This is a genomic window from Empedobacter tilapiae (assembly GCF_004785645.1).
GTDB lineage: Bacteria > Bacteroidota > Bacteroidia > Flavobacteriales > Weeksellaceae > Empedobacter > Empedobacter tilapiae.
In genome coordinates this window covers 1-1967 of sequence record NZ_SRPE01000026.1, presented here as the reverse complement: position 1 = coordinate 1967, position 1967 = coordinate 1, and the positions used below count along the sequence as shown (strand labels likewise).

General features: G+C 29.0%; 2 protein-coding genes. Both read right to left on the bottom strand.

Going from position 1 to position 1967, the window contains the following annotated elements:
- Window positions 1-51: 51 nt before the first annotated feature.
- A complete protein-coding gene (locus E4J94_RS17540; protein ID WP_135837069.1) occupies window positions 52-864 on the bottom strand; it encodes a DUF4280 and LysM peptidoglycan-binding domain-containing protein in 813 nt (270 codons plus the stop codon).
- A 14-nt stretch (window positions 865-878) separates the two neighbouring features.
- Window positions 879-1895, bottom strand: coding sequence for a hypothetical protein (locus tag E4J94_RS17535; protein ID WP_135837068.1), 1017 nt, complete (start codon window positions 1893-1895; stop codon window positions 879-881).
- Window positions 1896-1967: the final 72 nt, after the last annotated feature.

Here is a 1967-nt window from a genome sequence, read left to right as displayed (position 1 = left end):
GTAACACCTACAATTGGCTTTTTCTCTCCTATTATCTTCATAGTAAAACCGTTAATAATAATCTACATTTTGCTGAACAATTTGATCTTTAAACTCATCAAAATCAATCACGGGATTATAGATTTGTTGCTCAAAAGAACTCGCATTTTCTACATTTTTTTTACCAATTTCACTTTGCTGTCCATGTTTCAGAATCGTTATTTTTCCTCCAGTTGCGCACATTAATTCAGAAATTTCGGTCAAACAACTTTTATCCATCACTTTAATTTTATCACAAGCTTTTTGCCATTTACCCGCAGGCGAATACACACAAGGTAAATAACCACCCGAAGTCGGACGAAGTTTACAATTTCCAAAAGGCATTGCAGGCGGATCAAAAGTTAAATCGTCTTGTGTAACAGCCAAATAATCGGCATCAGCATCTGGGCTATTCCAATAATGTTTTTGATGAGAAGTCACTTTGAATTTCGGAAATTTGAATCCTTGATTACATTGACACATTCCTTTCTGAATGATAAAATATATTCCATTATGTTCACTTTTCGAACTCGATTTTTCTGCTTGAGATTCTTCGTTTTCTTGCTGATTTTCAGGTTCATTTTCTTGTTCGGTATCTTTTCCGTTTTCAGCATTTATTTCATTTTCATTCTCCAAAAACTGATTATATTCGTCAATATTTGCAAAAACAACAATTTCCTCTTTGGGCAATACAATTGTTTTCCCGACAATAGGATTTCCAAATATCACATCTTCTTCAGGACAATGTAGATTGTGATAAAGTCGTAATAAATGACCTTCTTTTACATCAAATTCTTGTGCAATAGACGTAAAAGTATCGCCTTGTTTTACCGTATAAGTTTTCATAATTGGTTAGTTGTTTATTTCAAGATTAGTTTGTAAATTGTATACAGTTTTTCGTTATCATAAAGCTGTATTTCTGCATTAACTTCTAACAATTGTTTGACTTTCTTATCCGTTTTATATTCAAAAAGAAGTTCTGCATAAAAAGAAGTATTTTCACTTTCTTTATCACCTTTAATTCCGTTTAAAATTTCTTCAAAATCATAATTGTCTATTATTTTTGCATTGATAATAGTAGAAACATCATTCTCAAAATGATAATAAGAAACATTACATTCACAATTCACAGCAAAAGAATTAGGTACGAGATAAAATTTCTTTAGAAAATTATTTTCAGTTTGAAAAACTTCTCGATTCATAAAAAGAACCTGAAAAAGTAAGGATGAAGTAAATTGATTCAATAAATAATCTTTATTCGTAAGATTATACTCAAATGTATTAAGATATTTCTCTGTTAAATTCCCAATAAAATCAGCTTCGATTTCTTTTCGCTTTATTTTGAAATTTTCAATTAATTTTTCGGGTTCGAAAATAGAAATAAGACTTCCTTTTTCATTGATGACGAATTGTAAAGGAAAAATAGATTGTTGCGTTTTGTAAGCTAAATGATAGAGTTTTTTATCAGGAATTTCACCATTTCTTCTAAACTCTTTTCGATTATATGCTAAAATATTCTTGTTATCAATTTCTTTAAAATCTAAGGAAATAGTGTAACTAACAAGCTCTAGCTTTTGACAATTATCATTATAAATTTCGGTGACTTGATATTCTTTTTTATAAAAGTTTTGGTCAAAAAATTGAGTTGGACGTTCGTTTGATCTTTCCTTATTCCTCGATAAAGTACTATTAAAATCAATCGGAACAAAAAGATGATTAATTCCTTCAAGATGATCAAAAATAATTCGTTCAGAAACTTTGCATCTCTCGTTATGAAAATATTTTAAATCAACAGGATGAATCTGTAAGCGTTTTGTAACAGATAATAACGTATCGTTCTTTTGGATTTTATGTACATAAAATTCAGTAGTTGACATAGTGGTAGGTTAGTAAGTTGTAATAAATATACTACATATTTTATATCTACCTGATTATAAGTGTTTAAATTA